Annotated in this window: 23 protein-coding genes; 15 read left to right on the top strand and 8 right to left on the bottom strand. The window is 65.7% G+C overall.

Annotation, left to right across the window (positions count from 1 at the left end; translation table 11 throughout):
• Positions 1–156: 156 nt before the first annotated feature.
• Entirely contained in the window at positions 157–777 is a 621-nt protein-coding gene (locus tag JQ507_06435) for a glutathione S-transferase family protein (GenBank protein QRI71138.1), read from the bottom strand.
• 174 nt (positions 778–951) lie between these two features.
• Between JQ507_06435 and JQ507_06430 the strand changes: the two genes are divergently transcribed.
• A complete protein-coding gene (locus JQ507_06430) occupies positions 952–2,217 on the top strand; it encodes a flavin-dependent oxidoreductase (GenBank protein ID QRI71137.1) in 1,266 nt (421 codons plus the stop codon).
• 157 nt (positions 2,218–2,374) lie between these two features.
• On the opposite strand, the gene JQ507_06425 is transcribed toward JQ507_06430, so the two are convergent.
• Together JQ507_06425 and mutY are read right to left on the bottom strand one after the other, a co-directional pair.
• Positions 2,375–2,794 (bottom strand): PaaI family thioesterase, encoded by a 420-nt coding sequence (locus tag JQ507_06425; GenBank protein QRI71136.1) that lies wholly within the window; start codon positions 2,792–2,794, stop codon positions 2,375–2,377.
• A 71-nt stretch (positions 2,795–2,865) separates the two neighbouring features.
• Positions 2,866–3,957 carry an A/G-specific adenine glycosylase gene (gene mutY, locus JQ507_06420; GenBank protein ID QRI71135.1) on the bottom strand — a complete coding sequence of 364 codons (1,092 nt, stop codon included), beginning with the start codon at positions 3,955–3,957 and terminating at the stop codon, positions 2,866–2,868.
• 150 nt (positions 3,958–4,107) lie between these two features.
• Between mutY and JQ507_06415 the strand changes: the two genes are divergently transcribed.
• From JQ507_06415 to JQ507_06370, 10 genes are all read left to right on the top strand, one after another.
• Positions 4,108–4,317 carry a type II toxin-antitoxin system RelE/ParE family toxin gene (locus JQ507_06415; GenBank protein QRI73214.1) on the top strand — a complete coding sequence of 70 codons (210 nt, stop codon included), beginning with the start codon at positions 4,108–4,110 and terminating at the stop codon, positions 4,315–4,317.
• Positions 4,289–4,612: a HigA family addiction module antidote protein gene (locus tag JQ507_06410; protein QRI71134.1), complete on the top strand. Its 324-nt coding sequence runs from the start codon at positions 4,289–4,291 to the stop codon at positions 4,610–4,612. The genes JQ507_06415 and JQ507_06410 overlap by 29 nt, the downstream gene beginning before the upstream one ends.
• 32 nt (positions 4,613–4,644) lie before the next feature.
• Positions 4,645–5,124 (top strand): DUF721 domain-containing protein, encoded by a 480-nt coding sequence (locus JQ507_06405; protein ID QRI71133.1) that lies wholly within the window; start codon positions 4,645–4,647, stop codon positions 5,122–5,124.
• 123 nt (positions 5,125–5,247) lie between these two features.
• Positions 5,248–5,904: a DsbA family protein gene (locus tag JQ507_06400; GenBank protein QRI71132.1), complete on the top strand. Its 657-nt coding sequence runs from the start codon at positions 5,248–5,250 to the stop codon at positions 5,902–5,904.
• A gap of 344 nt (positions 5,905–6,248) precedes the next feature.
• A complete protein-coding gene (gene smc, locus JQ507_06395; GenBank protein QRI71131.1) occupies positions 6,249–9,713 on the top strand; it encodes a chromosome segregation protein SMC in 3,465 nt (1,154 codons plus the stop codon).
• Positions 9,714–9,816: 103 nt separating this feature from the next.
• The gene (locus JQ507_06390; GenBank protein QRI71130.1) at positions 9,817–10,824 is read left to right on the top strand and encodes an SAM-dependent methyltransferase; all 1,008 of its coding nucleotides are present in this window, start codon (positions 9,817–9,819) and stop codon (positions 10,822–10,824) included.
• Positions 10,825–11,037: 213 nt separating this feature from the next.
• Positions 11,038–11,598, top strand: a complete 561-nt coding sequence (locus tag JQ507_06385) for a LemA family protein (protein ID QRI71129.1) — start codon at positions 11,038–11,040, stop codon at positions 11,596–11,598.
• Between the two features lie 34 nt (positions 11,599–11,632).
• Positions 11,633–12,877, top strand: coding sequence for a M48 family metallopeptidase (locus tag JQ507_06380; protein ID QRI71128.1), 1,245 nt, complete (start codon positions 11,633–11,635; stop codon positions 12,875–12,877).
• 226 nt (positions 12,878–13,103) lie between these two features.
• Positions 13,104–13,847 carry a hypothetical protein gene (locus JQ507_06375; protein QRI71127.1) on the top strand — a complete coding sequence of 248 codons (744 nt, stop codon included), beginning with the start codon at positions 13,104–13,106 and terminating at the stop codon, positions 13,845–13,847.
• Between the two features lie 107 nt (positions 13,848–13,954).
• A complete protein-coding gene (locus tag JQ507_06370; protein QRI71126.1) occupies positions 13,955–14,623 on the top strand; it encodes a hypothetical protein in 669 nt (222 codons plus the stop codon).
• Between the two features lie 36 nt (positions 14,624–14,659).
• Here the strand turns inward: JQ507_06370 and JQ507_06365 are convergent, their stop codons facing one another.
• Positions 14,660–15,199: an adenine phosphoribosyltransferase gene (locus tag JQ507_06365; protein ID QRI71125.1), complete on the bottom strand. Its 540-nt coding sequence runs from the start codon at positions 15,197–15,199 to the stop codon at positions 14,660–14,662.
• 14 nt (positions 15,200–15,213) lie between these two features.
• A complete protein-coding gene (locus tag JQ507_06360; GenBank protein QRI71124.1) occupies positions 15,214–17,379 on the bottom strand; it encodes an anthranilate synthase component I in 2,166 nt (721 codons plus the stop codon).
• A gap of 327 nt (positions 17,380–17,706) precedes the next feature.
• Here JQ507_06360 and JQ507_06355 point away from each other — a divergent pair, with 327 nt between their 5' ends.
• Entirely contained in the window at positions 17,707–18,717 is a 1,011-nt protein-coding gene (locus JQ507_06355) for a VOC family protein (GenBank protein ID QRI71123.1), read from the top strand.
• Between the two features lie 160 nt (positions 18,718–18,877).
• On the opposite strand, the gene JQ507_06350 is transcribed toward JQ507_06355, so the two are convergent.
• From JQ507_06350 to petA, 3 genes are all read right to left on the bottom strand, one after another.
• On the bottom strand, positions 18,878–19,552 hold the full coding sequence (locus tag JQ507_06350; protein ID QRI71122.1) for a dienelactone hydrolase family protein: 675 nt from the start codon (positions 19,550–19,552) through the stop codon (positions 18,878–18,880).
• A gap of 143 nt (positions 19,553–19,695) precedes the next feature.
• Positions 19,696–21,768 (bottom strand): cytochrome b N-terminal domain-containing protein, encoded by a 2,073-nt coding sequence (locus tag JQ507_06345; GenBank protein ID QRI71121.1) that lies wholly within the window; start codon positions 21,766–21,768, stop codon positions 19,696–19,698.
• A gap of 72 nt (positions 21,769–21,840) precedes the next feature.
• The gene (gene petA, locus JQ507_06340; protein ID QRI71120.1) at positions 21,841–22,371 is read right to left on the bottom strand and encodes a ubiquinol-cytochrome c reductase iron-sulfur subunit; all 531 of its coding nucleotides are present in this window, start codon (positions 22,369–22,371) and stop codon (positions 21,841–21,843) included.
• Positions 22,372–22,649: 278 nt separating this feature from the next.
• Here petA and JQ507_06335 point away from each other — a divergent pair, with 278 nt between their 5' ends.
• From JQ507_06335 to JQ507_06325, 3 genes are all read left to right on the top strand, one after another.
• A complete protein-coding gene (locus JQ507_06335; GenBank protein QRI71119.1) occupies positions 22,650–23,120 on the top strand; it encodes a tRNA (cytidine(34)-2'-O)-methyltransferase in 471 nt (156 codons plus the stop codon).
• Positions 23,121–23,130: 10 nt separating this feature from the next.
• Positions 23,131–23,763 (top strand): 7-carboxy-7-deazaguanine synthase, encoded by a 633-nt coding sequence (gene queE, locus JQ507_06330; protein ID QRI71118.1) that lies wholly within the window; start codon positions 23,131–23,133, stop codon positions 23,761–23,763.
• 91 nt (positions 23,764–23,854) lie between these two features.
• Positions 23,855–24,220, top strand: a complete 366-nt coding sequence (locus tag JQ507_06325) for a 6-carboxytetrahydropterin synthase (GenBank protein QRI71117.1) — start codon at positions 23,855–23,857, stop codon at positions 24,218–24,220.
• Positions 24,221–24,222: the final 2 nt, after the last annotated feature.

Genomic DNA, 24,222 nt, shown 5'->3' with positions numbered 1-24,222 from the left:
CCATCCCCGATATCGTCCCGGCAAAGGCCGGGACCCATAATCACAGCAGTTAAACGGGATGAACGACTGCGGCCCCAGCGTCGCACCACAATTCAGATTTGGGGTTATGGGTCCCGGCCTTCGCCGGGACGACACCGAGGTATTGGCCGCTCTGCCCTACGCCCTCTGCTCCGCCAGCACCTTCTGCACCGCCGGACGGCCCTCCATCGCCGCACGGTGCGCCTTCACCTTGGGCAAGGTCGCGATGTCGACGCCGTCGCCGTCGAGCCAGAGCGTGAGCGCGTAAAGGTACGCATCGCCCACCGTGTAGCCCTCGCCCATCACCCACGGCCCCTTGAGCATGTCGCGCTCGATCAGGTTGAAGCAGGCGCCCATGGTCTTCGGGACCATCGACTTCATGTCGGCAAACGAGCTCTCCTGGGTCGCCCAGCGCGCGCCGCGCATCTTGTGGGCGTGGCAGACATGCACCGTCGAGCAGAGATAGGAGTTGAACGACTGCAGCCTGGCGAATGCGAAGGCGTCGTCGAGCGGCGCGAGCTTCGCCTGCGGATAGGTCTGCGCGACGTAGGCCAGCATCGCCGGCGTCTCGGTCAGCACGCCGTGCTCGGTCACCAGCGTCGGAACGCGGCCCTTGGGGTTGATCTTGAGATATTCCGGGCTGTTCTGCTGGTTGTTCTTGAAGTCGAGCCGCTCGACCGTATAGGGCGCGCCGGCTTCGGCCAGCGCGATGTGGGTGGCGAGCGCGCAGGTGCCGGGAGCGGTATAGAGCTTGAGCATGTCGATGTCCTCTACGGGCCTTGTCGGCTCGTTGCGAACCCGGCCCTTGGCTTTTTATGGAATGCGGCCGAGGTTAGCGACGACGTCCCTTGCCGTCCACCCCGTGGGGGGCCGCGGACCTTGCCCGCGGCGGGGCCGCCGTGCGATGACCATGGCCAATCGAGAGGGCTTTTCATGACGGTGCTCATTGCAGGTGGCGGAATTGGCGGGCTGACGCTGGCGCTCAGCCTGCATCAGATCGGGGTGCCCTGCCGCGTGTTCGAGAGCGTGCCCGAGCTAAGGCCGCTCGGAGTCGGCATCAACGTGTTGCCGCATGCGGTGCGCGAATTGATCGAGCTCGGCCTGCACGACGTGCTCGATACGACCGCCGTGCGCACAAGCGAGCTCGCCTATTTCTCCAAGCACGGCAAGCCGATCTGGAGCGAGCCGCGCGGGCTCGAGGCCGGCTATAAATGGCCGCAATTCTCGATCCATCGCGGCCGCCTGCAGCAGCTGCTGCTCGATGCCGCGACCGAGCGACTGGGAGCCGCCAACATCCTGACCAGCCATCACCTCACCGGCTGGACCGAAACGGCAGACGGCGTCCGCGCCGACTTCATCGACCGCGCCACCGGCAAGCCGGCGGGCAGCCATGACGGCGCGGTGCTGATCGCCGCCGACGGCATCCATTCGGCGGTGCGCGAGAAGCTCTATCCGCAGGAAGGGCCGCCGATCTGGAACGGCCGCATCCTGTGGCGCGGCATCACCCGGGCGAACTCCTTCCTCACCGGCCGCACCATGATCATGGCCGGGCACGAGACCCTGAAATTCGTCTGCTATCCGATCTCGAAGGAGGCCGGCGCCGACGGCAAGTTCGATATCAACTGGGTCGCCGAGCGGCACATGCCGCCGACCTATCAGTGGCGCCGCGAGGACTACAACCGCAAAGCAAAACTCGACGAGTTCCTGCCGTGGTTCGAGAACTGGAATTTCGACTGGCTCGACGTGCCCGGCCTGATCCGCAACTGTCCGCACGCCTATGAATATCCGCTGGTCGATCGCGACCCGATCCCGCAATGGACCTTCGGCCGCGTCACGCTGATGGGCGACGCCGCGCATCCGATGTACCCGATCGGCTCCAACGGCGCCTCGCAGGCGATTCTGGATGCACGCACGCTGACCCGCGAGATCCTGGCGCATGGCCCGACGCAGGCCGCGCTTGCCGCTTATGAGGCCGAGCGGCGGCCCGCGACATCAGACCTCGTGATGCTGAACCGCCGCAACGGTCCCGAGCAGGTGATGCAGCTGGTCGAGGAGCGCGCGCCTGACGGCTTCAAGGTGGTCACCGACGTGCTGTCGCAGCAGGAACTGGAAGACATCGCCGCCAACTACAAGCGCGTCGCCGGCTTCCAGGTCGAGGGGCTGAACGCCAAGCCGCCAATCGTTCAGCGACCGGGCTGATTTGGGCTAACAAGGCCGGATCCCCGTCATTGCGAGCGAAGCGAAGCAATCTATCGCGCGGCATTCGCGGAGGCATGGATTGCTTCGTCGCTATCGCTCCTCGCAATGACGGATGAACCGCTTCAGGGGCGACGGACTGCTTGTTGCGCACGCGGCGTCACCGCAGCGCCCGCACCGCCTCCACCAGGCGGATGCTGCTGCTCGCCGTCGCGAGCAATGCGCCGTCGGCCGAGGTCAGCCGGCCTTCGACGAAGGCGATGGTCTTGCCGAGCTGAGTCACCGTCGCCTCGCCGGTGACCAACCCGGGCTTCGCCGGCGCCAGGAAATTCACGGTCATCGTGATCGTCGTGGTGAAGAGCCTGCCCTCGGTCATCACGAACACCGCCGGCCCCATGGTGTCGTCGAGCATCGCGCTGAGCATGCCGCCCTGGATAAAGCCGGCCGGATTGCAGAAATCCTGCTTGCCGTCGAAGGTCATCCTGATCCAGCCGTCCTGCGGACGTGCGTCGGCCAGGCGCCAGCCGAGCAGTTTTGCGACCGGCGGCATCGGAATTTTATCGAGCGCAGTTGCGATCATGGCGACCTCCGTTGTGACGGAGGTGATAGCCGGGCGCTGCTGCCAGCATGGTGTCAGCAGGCCGTCATCTTCTAGAGGTCGAGCCCGTGCGCGATGACCTTACGCATCACGTTCGGAAATGCCTCGCCGTCGAGCGTCGCCACCGGCACCCAGCGCATGCCCTCCGGCGCGCGGGTCCGCGACGTAACGCTGGCGGTGTAGACGACGAGCTCGAGCGGGAAGTGCGTGAACACATGGCTGACGATTCCAGCCTTGCGATGCCAGCGGGTGACGCCCTTGAGTTCCGGCGCCTGCGCCAGCGCGGCGGCATCCTCCTGCCCGGCGAGCCATTGCGAGCCCGGCACCTCGGTCATGCCGCCGAGCAGACCCTTTTCCGGGCGCGAGCGCACCAGCAGCTCGCCGCCACGCGTCACCACGAAGGCGGCGCCGCGGCGCAGCGCGCCGCTTTTCTTCGGCGCCTTGCGCGGGAATGTTTCCTGATCACCGCGGATGCGGCCTGCGCAATCGTCATTCAGCGGACACAATGCGCAAGCCGGCTTCTTCGGCGTGCAGATGGTGGCGCCCAGATCCATCAGCGCCTGCGCACTGTCGCCGGCGCGCGACGGCCCGAGCAACGTCGTGGCCATCTCCTTGATCAGCGGCTTGGCCTGCGGCAGCGCCTCCTCGATGGCGTAGAGCCGGGTGACCACGCGCTCGATATTGCCGTCGACCGGCATGGTGCGCCGGTCGAACGCGATCGCGGCGATCGCCGCGGCAGTGTAGGGCCCGATCCCGGGCAGCGCACGCAGGCCCTCCTCGGTGTCCGGAAATGCCCCGCCATGATCGCCCATCACCGCGACCGCGCAGGCGTGCAGGTTGCGCGCCCGCGAATAATAGCCGAGCCCGGCCCACATCCTCAGGACGTCGTCGAGCGCGGCGCGGCCGAGTGCGGTGACGTCAGGCCAGCGCGCCACGAATTTCTCGAAGTAAGGTCCGACCGCCCGCACCGTGGTCTGCTGCAGCATGATCTCGGACAGCCACACCCGGTACGGATCAGACCGCTCCCCGGCCTTCGCGCGCCACGGCAGGGTTCGGCGATGCCGGTCATACCAGGCGAGCAGCCGTGCCGGGCGGTCAGGCGCATCCTGTTGCGGTCTTTGCTTGGTCGCTCGTGACGGGGACACGCTTCTTCCTCTGGGTTCAGGCCCGGCCACCGGCTAATCATTGCGCACTATGACGCGACGCGTTATAGTGCGCAATGATCCAGGGTTTCGCCGATCCCGAGACAGCATTGATCTGGTCGGGCCGGCGCAGCAAGAGATTTGCCGCCAGATATCCAGAACGTTGCGCTCAGGAAACTCCGCCTTCTGAATCAAGCCCGCGCTTTGAGCGACCTGCGCGTGCCACCCGGTAACCGCCTCGAAGCACTGAGGGCGGACCGGCTGGGTCAGCACTCGATTCGGATCAACGATCAATGGCGTATCTGCTTTGTATGGGATGAGGGAGGACCGGCACATGTCGAAATCGTCGACTACCACGACTAAGGGCGGATTGCTCCACAACCCCCATCCCGGCGAAATCCTGCTTGAGGAGTTCCTCAAGCCGATGGGCCTCAGTCAGAATGGGCTGGCGCGCGCCGTTCATGTGGCCCCGCGCCGCATCAATGAGATTGTGCTGGGCAAGCGCGACATCACCGCCGATACCGACCTGCGGCTGGCACGCTATTTTGGCCTATCGGAGGGGTTTTTCCTTGGGCTGCAGATGGACTATGACCTGATGCAACGGCGCCGCGAGATCGACCGGGATCTCAAGGCCATCCGTCCACGTGCGGCGGCCTGATGGCGGCCGGGCATCGTGCTATAACCCGTCCCATGTCCAAACCCGGCCCGATCAGCGCAAAGCCCCTGTCGATCCTGCTCAGCGACGTCTTCACCGATGCGTACGCAAAGCAGGGCTTTGCCGCGCGCGAACTGGTGCTGCGCTGGACCGAGATCGCGGGCGAGCGGATCGCCACCTTTTGCGAGCCGATGAAGATGCAGTGGCCGCGGCCGGTGGAGGGGCAGCCGCAGGAGCCGGCAACGCTGGTGCTGCGGGTCGAGGGACCGATGGCGCTGGAGATCCAGCATTCCTCCGATGTCATTCTGGAACGGGTGAACCGCTTCTTCGGCTGGCACGCGGTCGGCCGCCTGACGATCCGGCAGGCCCCGCTGTCGCGCCGCAGCCGCCCGGCGCGGCCGCGCCCGCCCGACGCTAAATCCGTGGCTCGGGAGGCGGCCGATCTTGCCGCCGTCGAGGACGACGACCTGCGCGCGGCGCTGGCCCGGTTGGGCGCCTCGATCAAGCGAAATTGACGCTTTTCGATGGCTTTGCCGCGAGTCCCCGGCATTGCCACAATGGCCGTTTCAAGCTAGCGAAGGCTTCTTTTTTGGGACCCCCTTCATTGTGGCGTGAATGCGCCAATCCGGGAGCTGACCTTGATCATCACGCGCCGCGCCTTCACCACCGCTCTCTCGCTGACCGGCCTTGCCGCCCTCGCCGGCCTGTCGCCGCTGCGCCTGATCACCGATGCATTCGCGCAGACCGCCGCCGAAGTCGCCAAGCCGCAGTCGCTGCCGGACATGGGCCTCGGCCCGCAGGACGCCAAGGTGACGATCGTCGAATACGCCTCGATGACCTGCCCGCACTGCGCCAATTTCAACGAGACCGTGTTCCCGAAGATCAAGTCGACCTACGTCGACTCCGGCAAGGTGCGTTACGTGTTCCGCGAATTCCCGCTCGACATCAAGGCCGCCGCGGGCTCGATGCTGGCGCGCTGCATCGCCAAAGACGACGCGCCGAAATTCTTCGCCGTGATCGACCTCTTGTTCCGCCAGCAGAACGACTGGGTGGTGAAGAACACCACCGAGACGCTGACGCGGATCGGCAAGCAGGCTGGTCTCAGCCAGCAGCAGGTCGAGGACTGCCTGAAGGATCAGAAGCTGCTCGACAAGATCGCCGCCGACCAGAAATACGCCAACGACGTGCTGAAGGTGAACTCGACGCCGACCTTCTTCATCAACGGCGAGATGCTGAAGGGCGAGACCTCGTTCGAGGAATTCAGCAAGCATATCGATCCGCTGCTGAAGAGCTGATTGCGCCCTATCGAGCCTGACACCATCGTGCCCGATTTGAGTCGGGCACGATAATTGTGGATGACTTGCGATCCCCACATGCGGCGATCGCATTATTTCGTTGTTGAAAACCTGATTCGCCCGATGCGAATCTCCGAGGGCATGCAGAGTTCATAAAACCCCTGCAAATCCCTCGCAAATCCCTTGGGAAAAGCTGGGTCAAGCGGTTGCCCTGACGCGCAGGCATCGCCATTGTCGCCGCTCATGAGAGCTGCACGCAGCTATTCACCCCAGACACCGACATTGCCATCCATGGTATTGTCACGGCAGGGAGATTCGCGCCCGGCCAAACGAGATTTGTGTACATGAAGCTCACGCGCCTCCGCCTGCACGGTTTCAAGTCGTTCGTTGAACCCACCGATTTCATGATCGAGCCGGGCCTGACCGGCGTCGTCGGACCGAATGGCTGCGGCAAATCCAATCTCGTCGAAGCGCTGCGCTGGGCGATGGGCGAGACGTCGCACAAGTCGCTGCGCGCCGCCGACATGGATGCGGTGATCTTCGCCGGTTCCGGCAACCGTCCGGCGCGCAACCACGCCGAAGTCGTGATGACGATCGACAATTCCGATCGCTCGGCACCGGCCGCCGTCAACGACAGCCAGTTGCTTGAAATCTCCCGCCGCATCGAGCGCGAAGCCGGCTCGGTCTACCGCATCAACGGCCGCGACGTGCGCGCCCGCGACGTGCAGATCCTGTTCGCCGACGCCGCCACCGGCGCGCGTTCGCCGGCCCTCGTCCACCAGGGCAAGATCGGCGAGATCATCCAGGCCAAGCCGGAGCAGCGGCGCCGCGTGCTGGAAGACGCCGCCGGCGTCGCCGGCCTGCACGCCCGCCGTCACGAGGCGGAACTGCGGCTGAAGGCGGCCGAAACCAACCTCACCCGCGTCGAGGACGTGATCGGCCAGCTCACCGGCCAGATGGAAGGCCTGAAGAAGCAGGCGCGCCAGGCGATCCGCTACCGCGAGGTCGCGGCCAAGGTGCGCAAGTCCGAAGCCATGCTGTTCCACCTGCGCTGGATCGGGGCCAATGCCGACGTCAACGACGCCGCGCGGACCCATGATCTCGCCGTGCGCGAGATGGCGGAGCGCACCCAGCATCAGGCGGAAGCCGCGCGCATCCAGGCGATCCGCGCCACCGAACTGCCGGCGCTGCGCGATGCCGAGGCGCGCGCCGCCGCCGGCCTGCAGCGCCTGACCAATGCGCGCGAGATGCTCGACCGCGAGGAGCAGCGCGCCAAGGAGCGCGTCGGCGAGCTCGACCGCCGCCTCACCCAGTTCGCCCAGGACATCGCGCGCGAGCAGCAGCAGACCTCGGATGCCGACATCGCGCTGCAGCGGCTCGACACCGAAGACGCCGAGCTGAAGGAAGAGATCAAGTCGCGGGTCGAGAAGCGCTCCGGCGTCGACGAGCGCGTGGCCGAGGCCGAGGAGATCCTGGCCGCGACCGAGCGCCAGTTCTCCGAGCTGACCACGCAGCTCGCCGATCTCACTGCCAAGCGCAACCAGCTCGAAGCCGGCGTGCGCACGCATCGCGACCGGCTGGCGCGGCTCGATCAGGAGATCGCCAACGTCCAGGCCGAGGAAGCCAAGCTCGCGCAGGAGACCGGTAATCTCGGCGACATCGACGCGCTCGCCGCCGCCATGGAGATGGCGCAGCAGGCGCTCGCCGAATCCGAGGCCGCCGTGCAATCCAGCGAGGCCCACCACGCCGCCGCACGGCAGACGCTGGAAGCCTCCCGCAATCCGCTCGCCGAGGCGGAGAAGCGCGTGCAGCGGCTCGAGACCGAAGCCCGCACCATCTCCAAGCTCGTCACCAGCGAAACCAAGAACCTGTGGCCGCCGATCATCGACGGCATCACGGTCGCCAAGGGCTATGAGAAGGCGATCGGCGCCGTGCTCGGCGACGACCTCGACGCCCCCGTGGATTCCTCCGCGCCGATGCGCTGGACCAATGTCGGCGAGGCCGCGGGCGATCCTTCTCTGCCCGATGGTGTCGAGCGGCTGGCCGATCACGTCCAGGCACCGCCGGAGCTGGCGCGCCGTCTCGCCCAGATCGGTGTCGTTGCCAAGGAACGCGGCGCGGCGCTGGTATCGCAGCTGAAGACCGGCCAGCGGCTGGTGTCGCTCGAAGGCGACGTCTGGCGCTGGGACGGCTTTGTCGCCGACGCGCATGCGCCGACCGGCGCTGCGCGCCGCCTCGCCGAACGCGCCCGCCTGGTCGACATTGAGCACGAGCTGGAACAGGCCCGTATCGATGCCGCCGCCAAGCGCGAGGCGCTGGAGACCGCCGAAGAAGAGCTGCGCTCGGCGTCCGCCGCCGAGGGTGCCTCGCGCGAAGCCGTGCGTGCCGCCCGCCGCGAGACCGATGCCGCGCGCGAGCGCCATGCCGCGACCGAGCGCGAGATCAACCGCCACGCCGCGCGCAAATCGGCGCTGACCGAGGCGCACAGCCGTGTCGCCGCCGACCGCGCCGAGGCCGAAGCCGCCCATGAGAGCGCCGCTGCCGCGCTTGCCGAATTGCCGCCGGGTGTCGAGACCGAAGCCCAGCTCGCCGCGGTTCGCGCGGAGATCGACAACCAGCGCCGGGCCGCGGCGCAGGTCCGCGCCGAGGCGCAGGCGCTCGCCCGCGAAGCCGAACTCGCCGACCGCCGCGTGCAGGCGATCGTCGCCGAGCGCAATGAGTGGCAGACCCGCAAGACCAGCGCCGCCTCGCAGGTTGAGACCGTCGAGGCCCGCATCGCCGAAGTGTCGGCCGAGCGTGAAGAACTTGCCAATGCGCCCGAAGTGTTCGCCGAGAAGCGCAGCGCGCTGATCACCGAGATCGAGCACGCCGAGGGCGATCGCCGCATCGCCGCCGACGCGCTCGCAACCGCCGAAGCCGCGATGGCGGAAACCGATCGCGTCGCCAAGGCCACGCTCGAAGCGCTGTCGTCGTCCCGCGAAGCCACCGCCCGCGCCGAAGAGCGCATGGAAGGCACCCGCCGCCGCCTCGCCGACATCGAGCGCGAGATCCACGACATGCTCGAGGTCGAGCCCAGCGCGGTGGTCGGCATGGCCGAGATCGAGCCCGGCGCGGAGCTGCCGCCGGTCACGCAGGTCGAGGAAGAACTCGAGAAGCTGCGGCGCGACCGCGAGCGGCTCGGCGCCGTCAACCTGCGCGCCGAGGAAGAGCTGAAGGAAGTCGAGACCCAGCACACCGCGCTGACCACCGAGCGCGACGACCTGGTCGAGGCGATCAAGCGGCTGCGCCAGGGCATCCAGAGCCTCAACCGCGAAGCGCGCGAGCGTCTGCTGACCTCGTTCGAGACCGTCAACAACCACTTCAAGCGGCTGTTCACCGAGCTGTTCGGCGGCGGCGAAGCGGCGCTGCACCTGATCGAAAGCGACGATCCTCTGGAAGCCGGCCTCGAGATCATCGCCAAGCCACCTGGCAAGAAGCCGCAGACGCTGTCGCTGCTGTCGGGCGGCGAGCAGGCGCTGACCGCGCTCTCGCTGATCTTCGCGGTGTTCCTCACCAACCCGTCGCCGATCTGCGTGCTGGACGAAGTCGACGCGCCGCTCGACGACCACAACGTCGAACGGTTCTGCAGCCTGCTGCACGAAATGACCGGTTCGACCGACACGCGCTTCATCATCATCACGCACAATCCGATCACCATGGCGCGGATGAACCGGCTGTTCGGCGTCACCATGGCCGAACGCGGCGTCTCGCAGCTGGTCTCGGTCGACCTGCAGGGCGCGGTCGACATCCTCGACCAGAACGTGGCGTAGGATACGATGTCGTCATTCCGGGGCGGTGCGCAGCACCGAACCCGGAATCTCGAGATTCCGGGTTCGGCTGCGCCGCCCCGGAATGACGTAGAAATGACGGCACATGACCTCACCGGACCTACCTGCTGAACTCCGCGCGGCCCTCAACGCCCGGCTCGAAGGCCTGTCGCGCAGCGACGCCGCCGGCCGTGCAGCCATTATCTCGCAGACCTATCGCGAAGGCGGCGGCTCCGGAACGATCAGGACCGAGACCGATGCGCTGGCCTACGCCGTGGCGCGGATGCCCGCGACCTATGCCGCCGTGGTGGCGAGCCTTAATGCACTGACGGAGATCCGGCCGGATTTCGCGCCCACCAGCCTGCTCGATGTCGGAGCCGGGCCGGGGACGGCGAGCTGGGCGGCTGCGGAAGCCTTCCCGTCGTTGCACGAGTTCACTCTGCTCGATGCCAATGAGGCCCTGCGCACGCTGGCGCTCGACCTCACGCGCCGGAGTGACCGCCTGCGCCGCATCACCTACGAGCTCGGCCAGGCCCGCGTTTATGCAGCGCATGCCGAGGCCGCCGATCTCGTGATCGCGAGCTACATCATCAACGAGCTCGGTGATGCCGAACGCAACGCGCTCACCGATGTCATGTGGGAGCAAACGAAGGATACCCTGCTGGTCGTCGAACCCGGCACCCCCGCGGGCTACGCGCGGATCATCGCGCTGCGCGCGCGATTGATCGCCGCCGGCGCGCATGTGATTGCCCCCTGCCCGCATGACGGCGACTGTCCGCTGGTCGCGCCCGACTGGTGCCATTTCTCGCAGCGGCTGCAGCGCTCGCGCGCGCACAAGCAGGTCAAGGGCGCCGACGCACCGTTCGAGGACGAGCGCTTCGCCTATGTCGCGCTGAGCCGCGCGCGGGTTGAGAACCGACCATCGCGCGTGCTCGCGCAACCGGATGTCGGCAAGGTCGAGATTGCGGCCAAGCTGTGCACGGCGGAGGGCGTCGCCGTCGCCAGGGTCCCCCGACGCGCCAAGGCCGACTACGCGCGCGCCCGGCGCTGGCGCTGGGGCGATGCGGTCGAGACCAACAGCCTGCGTCGTCCCGGCGAAGGCCGGGACCCATAACCACCGATCTCGGTCGTGAAGCAAAGCCGACGCCGCTTGTGCCCTTTCCACGGGCCGCGGCGTATGGGTCCCGGCCTTCGCCGGGACGACGCCTTTGAACTAATTGGACACCATCACCGACCAACCCTTTGCCCACCTTTTCGCGGCGGGCTGCCCTGCGCCCCGATCTTGGGCTACGGTGCCGCCGTCTCGTCCATCAGGAGTTGCCCTGTCATGTCGACCAGCTGGATCGTTATCGGCGTCATCGTCCTTCTCGTGCTGTTTGCGTTCGGCGCCTACAACCGGCTCGTCGCGCTCGGCCAGCGGGTCAGCCAGGCCTTTGCCGACATCGACGTGCAACTCAAGCAGCGCCACGACCTGATCCCGAATCTGGTCGAGACCGTGAAGGGCTATGCCTCCCATGAGCGCGGCACGCTCGACGACGTCATCAAGGCGCGCAATTCGGCGATCTCGGCACAGGGGCCGGCCCAGGTCTCGGCGGCGGAGAACCAACTCTCCGGCGCGCTCGGCCGCCTGATCGCGCTGTCGGAGGCCTATCCGGACCTCAAGGCCAACGCCAATTTCCAGCAGCTCGCCTCGGAGCTGTCCGACCTCGAGAACAAGATCGCCGCCAGCCGCCGCTTCTTCAACAACGCGGTCCAGGAATACAACACCGGCATCCAGCAGATGCCGGCCGCGTTGTTCGCCGGCATGTTCGGCTTCACCCGCAAGGATTTCTTCGACCTCGGCGCCAGCCGTACGGAAGTCGAGGCGGCACCGAGCGTGAAGTTCTGAGGCGCAACGCGCTCCGGCGAGAGGCTGCTCCGTCATGGCCGCCTATGGTCTCTACACGCATATCGCATCGAACAAGTTTCGTTCGATGCTGCTGCTCGCCGGCCTGTTCCTGCTGATCTACGTGCTGGTCTATGCCGGCGCGCTGGTCGCGGAAGTGATGATCGATAGCAGCCGCACGGCCGAATATTATTTGACGCGGGCCTCGCGGGATCTGGTCTCGGCCTTCCCGTGGGCGACGATCGCGGCAGCGGCCTGGATCGTAATCGCCTATTTCTTCCACCAGAAGATGATCGACGCCGTCACCGGCGGCGAAAGCGTGACGCGGCAGCAGCAGCCGCGGCTCTACAATCTGCTGGAAAACCTCTGCATCTCGCGCGGCATCCAGATGCCGAAGCTGAAGGTGATGGACAGCCCGGCGCTGAATGCGTTCGCGACCGGCCTCAACCCGCGCCAATACGCCGTCACGGTCACCACGGGTCTTCTGAGAGCGCTGAACGACCAGGAGATCGAGGCCGTGCTCGGCCACGAGCTCACCCACATCAAGAACGGCGACGTGCAACTGATGGTGATCGCGGTGATCATCGCCGGCGTGGTCGGCTTCTTCGGCGAACTGTTCTTCCGCCTGTTCACAAATCTGTCGTGGAGCGGCGGCGGAGGCGGCTGGTCGTCCTCGTCATCCTCGCGATCATCGTCCTCCTCCTCGGATCGCGACAGCAAGGGTTCGGGCGGCGGCGCGATCGTCGTCATCATCATCGCGGTCGCATTGATCATGCTGGCCTGGCTGCTGTCGCAGGTGGTCAAGCTCGCACTGTCGCGGTCGCGCGAATTTCTCGCCGATGCCGGATCGGTCGAGCTGACCAAGAATCCCGATGCGATGATTTCGGCGCTGCGCAAGATCGAGAATCGCGGCGAGCTGCCGGGAGCCACCTCGGCGGTAATGGAACTCTGCGTCGACAATCCGCGCGAGGGCTTCGCCGACCTGTTCGCCACCCACCCGTCGGTGAAATCCCGGGTCGATGCCCTGGTGAAATATGCCGGCGGTCATGACCCCGGCCCGCTGGCGCTGCCGGATGAGACGGACGCGACGGCGCCGCAGGACCAGCCGCCGCTGCCAGGCGATCAACCTCCGCCGGTCACCCATGGCCCGTGGGGCGACACGCCGCCCGCGCAGCCGAACAATCCGCCGCCGCTGCCGGGCACCGGCCCAAGGCAGGGACCGCTGGGGCCGCTGGACCCACTCCAAGGCCCTCTCCAAGGTCCTTGGGGACGGCATCGCTGATCGCGCGAGCTCCTTGATTTGGGCATGAGCTTCCCGGACAACCGCTGCGCAGTTTTCCGGATCATGCCCTAGCCTACTCAGTCCATTAAGGAATTCCCCACCAAACCGCTCGTGGGCGCCTTAAGGAATTGAATTCTCCCTTGTTTCTGCCATGTTCGCGCCCAAAGCAGGTGTGGGGACTTGCCGATCGCCATCGCGGTCGGGAGCGCGCTTTCAAGGGATTTCCATGGCAAAGCCGGTTGTGATCGTGGTGGGCGCTGACAAGGGCGGGGTCGGCAAGACCACCGTCTCGCGGACGCTCCTGGACTATTTCAGTGCCAACAATGTGCAGACCCGGGCGTTCGACACCGAGTCGCCGCGCGGCACGCTGAAGCGCTTCCATCCCGACATCACCGAGATCGTCGACATGACGACGACCGCGGACCAGATGAAGATCTTCGATACGCTGAACTCGGGCCCCGCGGTCACCGTGATCGACGTCCGCGCTGGCCTGTTGTCGCCCGCGCTGGCCTCGCTGCGCGACATCGGCTTCCTCGATGCGGCGCGCTCCGGTCAGATCACCTTCGCCGTGTTCCACATCCTCGGCCCCTCGATCGCCTCGCTGGACGAGATCGCCGAGACCGCCGGCTTCATGGGCGGCGCGAAATATTTCCTGGTGAAGAACTTCATCAACGACACCCAGTTCTTCCAGTGGGACCAGGCGACCTACAATTCCTACTTCCACCGCATCAAGGACGCGACCGACCTCACGATCCCCAAGCTCAACGAAATGGCCTATGAGCAGGTCGAGGTGTCCTCGGTTCCGTTCCTGAAATTCGTCGCCAACAAGGGCATCAACGACGACGCCGCGAATTATTCGTTCGTGCTGCGCGGCTATGTCCGGCACTGGCTCGCCAATGTGTGGAGCGAGTACGACCGGATCAAGCTGACCGACCTGGTCGGCGCCAAGTCAGCCAAGGGCGAAAAATAGCCGCGGCCTGGGCGGCGAAAAATCGTGCCAGGGAGCAGCGAAAAAAGTGGCGCGCGGGGCGACGACGGGGCTGGATTAGACGAAAATTTGGCCTGATATAGCGGGCGATGTCATCCACGCCCGTCTACATCATCTGCTCGCCCCGCCCGCAGGTCGGCAAGACGCTGATCGCACGGCTGCTTGCGGAATTCCTGCTGCTCAAGAACGGCGACGTGCTCTGCTACGACATCAACCTGAAGGAGCCGTCGCTGCTCGACTACCTGCCGCGGATCACGGAAACCGCCGACGTGATCGACACCTACGGCAAGATGCAGCTGATGGACCGCGTCATCGTCAATGACGGCATCGCCAAGGTGGTCGACCTCGGCTACCACGCCTTCGACGAATTCTTCAAAATGTGCGACCAGATCGGGCTGATGAAGGAGGCGCTGCGCCGCCGCGTCGCGCCCGTCATCCTGTACGTCGCCGATACCGACCGCGCTTCGGTGCGCGGCTACCAGATGCTGCAAGGCCTGATCCCGCCGAACGCGCTGATCGTCATCGACAATGAATTCGTGGTGCGCGGCGAGTTGCCGCCGGTCATGACCAGCAGCCGGGTGCTGCGCTTCCGCGCGCTGCCGGTGTTCCTGAAGACCTATATCGACCGGCTGACCTTCTCCTTCACCGGCTATCTGCGCCAGGAGAAGGATTCATCGACCGAGCTGCATCAGTGGATCCGGCGGAATTACACCACGTTCCGCGATCTCGAGTTGAGCATGCTGCTGCAGCGGGGATGATTGTCGTTCCGGCCTTCGCCGGGACGACGTGGAGGGTTAGTGCCCCTCGAACGCCATCAGCGTGCGCACCGGCACGTCCATCGCGCGCAGCTTCGCCGCGCCGCCGAGATCGGGCAGGTCGACGATGAAGCAGGCGGCGACCACATTGGCGCCGATCTGGCGCAGCAGCTTCACCGCGCCCTCCGCGGTGCCGCCGGTCGCGATCAGATCGTCGACCAGGATCACGCGCTCGCCGGGCTGCACCGCGTCGGCGTGCATCTCCATCTCGTCGATGCCGTATTCCAGCGAGTAGGCGATCCGCACCGTGGTGTGCGGCAGCTTGCCCTTCTTGCGGATCGGCACGAAGCCGGCGGAGAGCTGATGCGCCACCGCGCCGCCGAGGATGAAGCCGCGCGCCTCGATGCCCGCGACCTTGTCGACCTTGGCCCCGGCCCAGGGATGCACCAGCTCATCGACCGCGCGGCGGAAGGCGCGGGCATCCGCCAGCAACGTCGTGATGTCGCGAAACAGGATGCCCTTCTTCGGGTAGTCCGGGATGGTGCGAACGGTCGCCTTGATGTCGTGGTCGAAGGTCATTGGTTTCGCAATCCTCAATTGGCCGGCGGATTCAGCCGGAATGCATTCTCGACAATGCGCAGGCCGACCTCGTTGCCGAGCGACATCAGCGATTCCGGATGGAATTGCACGCCGCCGACCGGCAGGGTCTTGTGCTCGATCACCATCGCGACGCCGTCTTCGGTGGTCGCGGTCACCGCCAGCACCTCGGGCACGCTGTCACGCTCGACATAGAGCGAGTGGTAGCGGCCGATCACGATCTCGTTCGGCAGATTATGCATCAGCCGGCCGCCGCGCACCTGCACGCGCGAGGGACGGCCATGCGCGGGCTGGGCGAGCTGGCCGAGCTCACCGCCGAAATATTCGCCGATCGCCTGCACGCCGAGGCAGACGCCGAAGATCGGCAGCTTCTTTTCCAGCGCGGTATCGATGGTCTTCGCGATGCCAAAATCCTCCGGACGGCCCGGCCCGGGCGACAGCACCAGAAGATCCCAGCCCTTCTTCTTGAGCATGTCCTGGGCATGGATGTGCCGGACCACGGTGACGTTGGCGCCGACCTGGCGGAAGTAATCCGCCAGCATGTGGACGAAACTGTCGTCATGATCGATCAAGAGCACGTTCTTGCCGGAGCCGGTGGCATCGGGTGCGAAATCGGACAGCGGCTTCGGCGGATCGCCGCGCAGGGCCTGGAACAGCGCCGCGGCCTTGACCTGGCACTCGCGGTCCTCTGCGGCGGGATCGGAGTCGAACAGGCAGGTGGCGCCGACGCGCACCTCGGCGAGGCCATCCTTCATACGGATGGTGCGGATGGTGAGGCCGGTGTTGATGCTGCCGTCGAAATTGACGCAGCCGATCGCGCCGGCGTACCAGCGCCGCGGCGACCGCTCATGGTCCTCGACGAACTGCATCGCCCACAGCTTCGGTGCACCCGTGACGGTGACCGCCCAGGCATGGGTCAGGAACGCATCGAGCGAATCGAAGCCCGGCCGCAGCATGCCCTCGACGTGGTCGACGGTGTGGAACAGCTTTGAGTAGGTCTCGATCTGGCGCCGCGCCAGCACCTTGATGGTGCCGGGCACGCAGACGCGCGCCTTGTCGTTGCGGTCGACGTCGGTGCACATGTTGAGCTCGAACTCGTCCTTCTCCGAGTTCAGCAGCTTGCGGATCTGCTCGGCATCGCCGATCGAATCCGAGCCACGCGCGATGGTGCCCGAGATCGGGCAGGTCTCGACCCGGCGGCCGTCGGAGCGCACGAACATCTCGGGCGAGGCGGAGACCAGGAATTCGCCGTCGCCGAGATTCATCAGCGCGCCGTAGGGCGACGGATTGATGCGGCAGAGCCGCTGGAACACTTCCGCCGGCGAGCGCTCGCAGGGCTCGGCGAACAGCTGCCCCGGCACCGCCTCAAACAGGTCGCCGCGGGCGAACGCCGCGCGCGCCACTTCGACGGTCGCCTGATATTCGCCCGCGGCGTGATCGGCAAAGCCCTGCCGGTCGGTCTTGGCATAGAGGCTCGGCGCGGTCTCGTGCGACTGGCCGGCGGTGGATTTGCCCTTCCACGCAAACTCGTAATTCAGCGCCACGCCGCGACCGGTGGCGCGGTCATAGGCCAAGAGCCGGTCCGGCACGTACAGCACGATATCGCGCTGGTCGGCCTCGCGGGCGCGCTTCTGCACGAGGTCCTCGATCTGGAACACGAGGTCGTAGGCGAAGGCGCCGAACAGGCCGAGCAGCGGATCGGCATTGGAGGTGAACGCCGCCACCATGTCGCGCACCAGCGACATCACGCTGGCGCGGCGGGTGCGCTGGTCTTCCTCGACCGGCGCTTCGCCGCGGATGATATGGCCTGCAAGCCTTGTCGCGCTGCGCTCCGAGATCACGACGCAGGGCTCGCGCAGCACGTCGCCGAGAAAGGCGATCAGCACCTCGCCGCGCGGGTTCAGCGCCTGCAACGAGAAATCGGTGCCCGAGGTTTCCAGCACCAGCGGCGGATCGGCAAAGCCGAGGTCGAAGCTCTCGTAGCGGCCCGGCACCGTGGTGCCCGAGGACAGCACCACGCCGCGGCGGCGGTCGAGCAGCGCGATCAGATCATCGAGGCGATTGGCGCCGCCGGTGAACTGCTCGACCACGCGGGCGACCGCAAGGCCGCCATTGGTCAGGTATTCGCTCTTGGCCGGCAGGGAGAAGACTGTCCTGTTCATGTGATCCTCTTACGAAACTTGGGAAGAGAGCGCCACACAGGACAAACGAAGGAGACCGTCGCACTGCGATGGCGACCTTCGACGTTTTTGAGAAAATGAAAACGCACCGGCCACCTATGAGAAGGTGGGCCACCAACGACGGGATGGACTGGCAACGGTGCTCATGGCCGCTACACACCACCCGGCGCGGGCCGTGTCAAGGGATGGCCTCACACCCCTGCCCCAATCCTGGACGCCGTTTGGGCGGCATATTCGGGGTTTGAAGAGCCAGGAATCCGCGTAGGATTTGCCGAAATGGCGGCTGATCGGCCGCCCAAAAAAAGACAGATGGCGGAGGCGCGGATGGCGATTTTGGGTCTCGGATATGCCGGCTTCGGCTCGGATGCGCTGGACGACTGGCGGCAATTCGGCACCGGCCTGGTCGGGCTGCAGGCGATCGAGCGCGGCAACGCGCTGCTCGCGTTCCGGATGGACGACCGCAAGCAACGCATCGTGATCGACCGCGCGCAGGGCGAAGGCACGAGGTTCTTCGGCTGGGAGGTGGCGGATGCCACGGATCTCGATGCGCTGGCGGCGCGGCTGGAGCGCGCCGGCGTCGCCGTAACATCAGAGCCGCAGGCGCTCGCCGATAGCCGGCGGGTGCGGGGCCTGATCTCGTTCAGCGACCCCGCCGGCAACCGGCTCGAGGCGTTTCACGGCGCCGAGATCGACGACGCGCCGTTCAGGCCGGGCCGCTCGATCTCCGGCTTCCGCACCGGCGCGCTCGGCCTCGGCCACGCGGTGCTGACGGTCGAGAATCTCGTCCCTGTCATGAGCTTCTATGTCGACGTGCTCGGCTTCGGCCTCAGCGACTACATCGAAAAGCCGTTCCGCGCCTACTTCTTCCACGTCAATGCCCGCCACCACTCGCTGGCGCTGATCGAGACCGGCAGCAACGGCATGCATCATCTGATGGTGGAGCTGTTCTCGCTCGACGATGTCGGCCAAGCCTACGACATCGCGCAGCAGGAGGACCGGGTCAACGTCACGCTCGGCCGACACACCAACGATTTGATGACGTCGTTCTACGCCAGGTCACCGTCAGCCTTCATGGTCGAGTGCGGCTGGGGCGGCCGCGAGATCGATCCTGCGAACTGGACGCCGTTCGAGATGCATGACGGCCCGAGCCTGTGGGGCCACGAACGGGTCTGGCTGTCGCCGGAGGACCGCGCGGTCGCGCGCGAGATGCGGATGCGCGCCGCCGCCGAGGGCAAGCGCGCACCGGTGCAGGTGATGGAAGGCAATTTCAAGCTGATGTCGGGAACGTGCCCGTGGTGGGATGGGGTGAAGGACGCATAGCAAACTCCCCACGTCGTCCCGGCGAAGGCCGGGACCCATAACCACAGGGCGTAGTTGTTTGGCAAAGCCGTCGACCAGTTTGCTTTGGTCCCGACTGCCGCGGCGTATGGGTCCCGGCCTTCGCCGGGACGACAGCGAGATTGCGGATAATCGCGCGCCTTTACCCCAGATGCTTCCTGAAGAACTCCGTCGCCCGGTCCCAGGCCAACTCCGCGCACTGCCGGTCGTGCACCGACAGGCGCTGCTCGTTGCCGAAACCGTGGTCGGCGTCATAGCGGTACAGCTCCAGCGATTTGCCGGCGGCCTTCATCGCCTTCTCGAAGCCATCGACCAGCGCCGGCGTGCACCAGTCGTCCTTGGTGGCAAAATGGCCCTGCAGCGGAATCCGAACATCCGCCGGCTTGGCCGCCTGCTCCGGCGGAATGCCGTAGAACACCACGCCGGCCGTCAATTCCGGGATCTTGGTGGCGCCGATGATGGTCACCGCACCGCCGAGGCAGAAGCCGGTGAGGCCGACCTTGGCGCCGTTCTTGGCGAGGTACTGCGCGGCACCGCGCACCGTTTGGGTGGTGGCGTCCATGAAGTCGAGCGAGTTCATCTCTTTGCCGGCGGCTTCGGTGTCGTGATACGGCACCACCTTGCCCTTGTAGAGATCGGGCGCCAGCGCATCGAAACCTGCCCGCGCGAAGCGGTCGCACATGCCCTTGATCTGGTCCTGGAGGCCCCACCATTCCTGGATCACGACCACTCCGGGCGCGTTGCCGCGTGCGGCATTGGCAAGATAGCCCGACGCTTCCTTGCCGTCCGGACGCTTGAAGGTGATGCTGGTACCCATGAGTTCCTCCGCAGATGTTTGCCGGCTGATTGGCCGGCATCTTGTCCGTACTCGGTGACGGACGCAAATCGATTTGCCGTCATTGCGAACACAAACAAAAAAGCCCCCGAAAAGGGGCTTTTTCAAATTCGCGATCGCCGAGGTCAGTGCGCGTCGGCCCAAACCTTGCGCTTGGTGAAGTACATAAGGATGGCGAAGATCACCAGGAAGAAGAACACCTGCATGCCGATCCGCTTGCGCTCTTCCATGTGCGGCTCGGCGGCCCACATCAGGAAGGTGGTGACGTCATGCGCGTACTGCTTGACCGTCGCCGGCGAGCCGTCGTCGAAGGTCACCTGACCGTCGGACAGCGGCTTCGGCATCTTGATGGCGTGGCCGGGGAAGTACTTGTTGTAGTACGAGCCCTCGGGGATCGTGACGCCAGCCGGGGCCTTGTCCTCGAAGCCCTGCAGGATGGCGTCGACGTAGTCCGGGCCCTGCTCCTGGTACTGGCTGAAGAAGTCGATCACGAATTGCGGGAAGCCGCGCTTGTAGGACCGCGCCTTGGTGATCAGCGAGAGATCGGGCGGTGCCGCGCCGCCATTGGCTGCGCGCGCGGCCTGCTCGTTCGGGAACGGCGACGGGAAGTAGTCCGCCGGACGGCCCGGACGCTCGAACATCTCGCCCTGGTCGTTCGGACCATCCTTGATCTTGTATTCCGACGCGAACGCAGCCGCCTGCGCCACCGAATAGCCGGGGCCGCCGGCATCCGCCAAGTTGCGGAACGCGACATAGGACAGGCCGTGGCAGGCCGAGCAGACTTCCTTGTAGACCTTCAGGCCACGCTGCAGCGAGCCGCGGTCATACTTGCCGAACGGGCCGGAGAACGACCAGCTCTGCGCCGGCGGCGCATTGCCGCCCTCCTCGGCCTTGGCGTTCTGGGTGCCGCCTACGAACAGGCCGCCGGCCACCACCATCGCGAGCATCACCGAGGCTGCGGTCGCGGCCCTGCCCTTGCTCTTCGCCAGCACGTCGTCGGCGATCGAGTTCGGCACCGGGCGCGGCGTCTCGATGCGGGCGAGCAGCGGCAGCACGATCAGGAAGTAGGCGAAGTAGCACACCGTCAGGATGCGGCCGGCGATCACATAGATGCCTTCCGGCGGTTGCGAGCCGAGATAGCCGAGCAGGATGCAGACCACCACGAAGATCCAGAAAAACTGCTTGGCCAGCGGACGATACTTCGACGACCGGGTCCGTGCGCTGTCGAGCCAGGGCAGGAAGCACAGGATGATGATCGCCGAGAACATCGCCACGACGCCGGCGAGCTTGTTCGGGATCGAGCGCAGGATCGCGTAGAACGGCAGGTAGTACCATTCAGGCACGATGTGCGCCGGGGTCACGCCGGGGTTCGCCGGGATGTAGTTGTCGGCGTCGCCGAGATAGTTCGGCATGTAGAAGATGAACCAGGCGAAGAAGATCAGGAAGCACGACACGCCGAACGCGTCCTTGATCGTCGCATAGGGCGTGAACGGAACGGTGTCCTTCTCGGTCTTGGCCTCGACGCCGGCCGGGTTGTTCTGACCCGCGACGTGCAGTGCCCAGACGTGCAGCACGACCACGCCGGCGATCACGAACGGTAGCAGATAGTGCAGCGAGAAGAAGCGGTTCAGCGTCGGGTTACCGACCGAATAACCGCCCCACAGCAGCGTCACGATGCTCTCGCCGAAATACGGCACGGCCGAGAACAGGTTGGTGATGACGGTGGCGCCCCAGAAGCTCATCTGGCCCCACGGCAGCACGTAGCCCATGAAGCCGGTGGCCATCATCAAGAGGTAGATGATGACGCCGAGGATCCACAGCACCTCGCGCGGCTCCTTGTACGACCCGTAATAAAGGCCGCGGAACATGTGGATGTAGACGGCGAAGAAGAACATCGACGCGCCGCAGGCATGCATGTTGCGCAGCAGCCAGCCGTAATTGACGTCGCGGACGATCAGCTCGACCGACTTGAAGGCGAGATCGGCGTGCGGCGTGTAGTGCATCGCCAGGATCACGCCGGTCAGGATCTGCAGACCCAGCATCAGCGAAAGGATGGCGCCGAAGGTCCACCAGTAGTTCAGGTTGCGCGGCGTCGGATAGGCCACGAATGAAGAGTGGATCAGGCCGAAGATCGGAAGGCGCCGTTCGATCCACTTCAAGGCGGGGTTGCTCGGTTGGAAATCAGATGGTCCGCTCATTGATGCGATCCTGAAGAAGAAAAACGACGCGATGGGTCCAAGGGGAAGCCGAAGTCCCGGAGGGTCCGGGACTTAGCCGATCTGGATTTTGGTGTCGGAAAGGAAGGCGTAGGGCGGCACCGCCAGATTGGCGGGCGCCGGCCCCTGGCGGATACGACCGGAGGAGTCGTACTGGGAGCCGTGGCAGGGGCAGAAGAAACCGTCGTAATTGCCCTCATGGGCGATCGGGATACAGCCGAGATGGGTGCAGATGCCGATCACCACCAGCCACTGGTCGTGGCCGGCCTTGACGCGGGCCGAGTCGGGCTGCGGATCGGGCAGGCTCGAGAGCGGCACCTTCTGAGCCTCCTCGATCTGCTTCTTGGTGCGATGGCTGATGTAGATCGGCTTGCCGCGCCAGAACACCTTGATGTCCTGGCCCTCGGCGATCGGCGCCAGGTCGACCTGGATCGGCGCGCCGGCCGCGATCGTCGCGGCGTCCGGGTTCATCTGGGCAACCAGCGGCCAGACGGTGGCGGCTGCGCCGACCGCGGCGGCAGCTCCGGTTGCAACAAAGAGAAAATCACGGCGTGTCGGATGGTCCGCCGAAGACGCTGTCGTCACGATTCCTAGCCCTTTCTTTTCTGCAGCCGGTGGAACCGCCCCGGAGACGCTGGGAAGCGCCTCAAGAAAGGCTGCCGGCGCCCGCGGCCCCCGCGGCGGCAGAAAACTGCCATTCCCCACCCCAAATGGCGGAACAGCAGTCCAGAATCGTTCTATTGGCACCCTTGCCGGACGAGCGCAAGCCCGCTATCGGCTCGCACACGTGCAATGCACGAAATCCGCGCCGAGCGATGTTTTATTGAGACAATTTCATCCGGATTTCACAGGTCGTCCGCACCATGCAGATCGCGCTGTTCCAGCCCGACATTCCCCAGAATACAGGGACGATTCTGCGCCTTTGCGCCTGCCTGGACGTGGCAGCCCATATCATCGAACCGGCGGGATTCGACACCTCGGACCGGAATTTCCGCCGGGCGGGTATGGACTATCTCGACCATGTGCGGTTGAAGCGTCACGACTCATGGTCGAAATTCGAGGAATGGCGGGCCGAGGCAGGATGCCGGCTGGTGCTGTTCACGACCAGGGCGGCGAAATCCTACCTTGATTTCGACTATGCGGCCTCCGATGTCCTGCTGTTCGGGCGCGAGACGGCGGGGGTGACCGACGCGGTGGTGGCCGCCGCGGATGCCCGGCTGGTGATTCCGATCAGGCCGTCCATGCGCTCACTCAATGTGGCCGTCACGGCGGCCATGGCCGTCGGCGAGGCGCTCCGGCAGACCCGTTCGCTATCTGCCGGTTCGGCAACTTAAGGGATTTTTGGTGAGCTACGCGGTCAAGGAGATCTTTCTTACCCTGCAGGGCGAAGGCGCCCATGCGGGCCGGGCCTCCGTGTTCTGCCGCTTTGCCGGCTGCAACCTCTGGAGCGGCCGCGAGCAGGACCGCGCCGGCGCCGTCTGCCGGTTCTGCGACACCGATTTCGTCGGCACCGACGGCACGCTCGGCGGCCGCTATGCCGACGCCGCCGAGCTCGCCGGCACCATCGCCGCGCAATGGACCGGGGGCGAGGCAGACCGCTACGTGGTGCTGACCGGCGGCGAGCCGCTGCTACAGGTCGACAGCGCCCTGATCGAGGCCCTGCACGGCCACGGCTTTGCGATCGCGATCGAGACCAACGGCACCATCGCGCCGCCCGACGGGCTCGACTGGATCTGCGTCAGCCCCAAGGCCGCAGCCGAGCTCGTGGTGCGCAGTGGGCACGAACTCAAGCTGGTCTATCCGCAGCCGGAGAACGCGCCGGAGGACTTTGCGGGGCTTTCGTTCGAGCGCTTCTCGCTGCAGCCGATGGACGGACCCGACGTGATCGAGAATACCGAGCGGGCGATCGCCTACTGCCTGAAGCACCCGCAATGGCGCCTCAGCGTGCAGACGCACAAGACGCTCGGGATCAGATGAACCGGAGCGTTTTCAAGCGAAGTGGGAACCGGTTCGCATCAAGAAAACGCAACCAAACTAGAGACAAGACAGAACTGGATTGTTGAGAGAGATGTGGGAATTGACGAAAGCGTTTCGGTTCGAGGCTGCGCATGCGCTGTCCGGAACGACCTTTGGTGCCGCCAGCGAGGAGATCCACGGCCACTCGTTTCGTGCCGAAGTCACCGTACGCGGCACGCCGGACCCGAAAACCGGAATGGTGATCGATCTCGGCCTGCTCGAACGCGCCATGGCCGAGGTGCAGAAGACGCTCGACCACAAGTTCCTCAACAAGATCGAGGCGATCGGCGTACCCACGCTGGAGAACCTCTCGCGCTTCATCTGGGAGCGGTTGCAGCACGCGGGCAAGCTGACCCGCGTCAGCGTCCACCGCGACAGCTGCAACGAAAGCTGCACTTACTTCGGCCCGCAAGGTTAGTC

The organism is Bradyrhizobium sp. PSBB068, assembly GCA_016839165.1.
Taxonomy (GTDB): domain Bacteria; phylum Pseudomonadota; class Alphaproteobacteria; order Rhizobiales; family Xanthobacteraceae; genus Bradyrhizobium.
This window is presented reverse-complemented; position numbering and strand designations above follow the sequence as displayed.

Bases quoted from the DNA above. Each gene is read 5' to 3' on its own strand.
- JQ507_06435 (QRI71138.1), bottom strand. From the start codon at position 777: ATGCTCAAGCTCTATACCGCTCCCGGCACCTGCGCGCTCGCCACCCAC.
- JQ507_06430 (QRI71137.1), top strand. From the start codon at position 952: ATGACGGTGCTCATTGCAGGTGGCGGAATTGGCGGGCTGACGCTGGCG.
- JQ507_06425 (QRI71136.1), bottom strand. From the start codon at position 2,794: ATGATCGCAACTGCGCTCGATAAAATTCCGATGCCGCCGGTCGCAAAA.
- JQ507_06410 (QRI71134.1), top strand. From the start codon at position 4,289: ATGTCGAAATCGTCGACTACCACGACTAAGGGCGGATTGCTCCACAAC.
- JQ507_06405 (QRI71133.1), top strand. From the start codon at position 4,645: ATGTCCAAACCCGGCCCGATCAGCGCAAAGCCCCTGTCGATCCTGCTC.
- smc (QRI71131.1), top strand. From the start codon at position 6,249: ATGAAGCTCACGCGCCTCCGCCTGCACGGTTTCAAGTCGTTCGTTGAA.
- JQ507_06390 (QRI71130.1), top strand. From the start codon at position 9,817: ATGACCTCACCGGACCTACCTGCTGAACTCCGCGCGGCCCTCAACGCC.
- JQ507_06385 (QRI71129.1), top strand. From the start codon at position 11,038: ATGTCGACCAGCTGGATCGTTATCGGCGTCATCGTCCTTCTCGTGCTG.
- JQ507_06380 (QRI71128.1), top strand. From the start codon at position 11,633: ATGGCCGCCTATGGTCTCTACACGCATATCGCATCGAACAAGTTTCGT.
- JQ507_06375 (QRI71127.1), top strand. From the start codon at position 13,104: ATGGCAAAGCCGGTTGTGATCGTGGTGGGCGCTGACAAGGGCGGGGTC.
- JQ507_06370 (QRI71126.1), top strand. From the start codon at position 13,955: ATGTCATCCACGCCCGTCTACATCATCTGCTCGCCCCGCCCGCAGGTC.
- JQ507_06365 (QRI71125.1), bottom strand. From the start codon at position 15,199: ATGACCTTCGACCACGACATCAAGGCGACCGTTCGCACCATCCCGGAC.
- JQ507_06360 (QRI71124.1), bottom strand. From the start codon at position 17,379: ATGAACAGGACAGTCTTCTCCCTGCCGGCCAAGAGCGAATACCTGACC.
- JQ507_06355 (QRI71123.1), top strand. From the start codon at position 17,707: ATGGCGGAGGCGCGGATGGCGATTTTGGGTCTCGGATATGCCGGCTTC.
- JQ507_06350 (QRI71122.1), bottom strand. From the start codon at position 19,552: ATGGGTACCAGCATCACCTTCAAGCGTCCGGACGGCAAGGAAGCGTCG.
- JQ507_06345 (QRI71121.1), bottom strand. From the start codon at position 21,768: ATGAGCGGACCATCTGATTTCCAACCGAGCAACCCCGCCTTGAAGTGG.
- JQ507_06335 (QRI71119.1), top strand. From the start codon at position 22,650: ATGCAGATCGCGCTGTTCCAGCCCGACATTCCCCAGAATACAGGGACG.
- JQ507_06325 (QRI71117.1), top strand. From the start codon at position 23,855: ATGTGGGAATTGACGAAAGCGTTTCGGTTCGAGGCTGCGCATGCGCTG.